Origin of the sequence: Arminella tubonensis, from assembly GCF_003240585.1 — a bacterium.
Lineage (GTDB): Bacteria > Pseudomonadota > Alphaproteobacteria > Rhizobiales > Rhizobiaceae > Rhizobium > Rhizobium tubonense.
The window spans coordinates 1-439 of record NZ_PCDP01000079.1 but is presented as its reverse complement, the minus strand read 5'-3'; the positions used below and the strand labels follow the sequence as shown (position 1 = coordinate 439).

The 439-nt window shown below is 57.4% G+C and carries 1 pseudogene; it reads left to right on the top strand.

The features are described from left to right. Window positions 1-63 precede the first annotated feature (63 nt). Window positions 64-439: pseudogene (locus CPY51_RS30730) on the top strand (transposase); the annotation flags it as partial.

Sequence of the window (439 nt, the reverse complement as noted above, 5' to 3'; positions counted from 1 at the left end):
TGACCTGCCACTGCGAATTTCCTCCAAAATTGATTAGAGTTCGGCCTGACGAAGGACGGACGAATGAAGAAGCAGAGATTTACGGAAGAGCAGATCATCGGTGTGCTGCGTGAGCAGGAGGCTGGCGCAAAGACGGCCGACCTGTGCCGCAGGCACGGGATTTCAGAAGCGACGTATTACAACTGGAAGGCCAAATACGGTGGCATGGAAGTGTCCGAGGCGAAGCGGCTGAAGGCGCTTGAGGATGAGAACGCGAGGCTGAAGAAATTGCTGGCCGAGCAGATGCTGGATGTATCCGCACTCCGGGAGCTTCTCGCAAAAAAATGGTAGGGCCTGCCGCCAAGCGTGAAGCCGTCACGCATCTGAGGGCCGTGATGGGCCTTTCGGAACGGCGGGCCTGCCAGATTATATCCGCTGACCGCAAGTCGATCCGCTACCG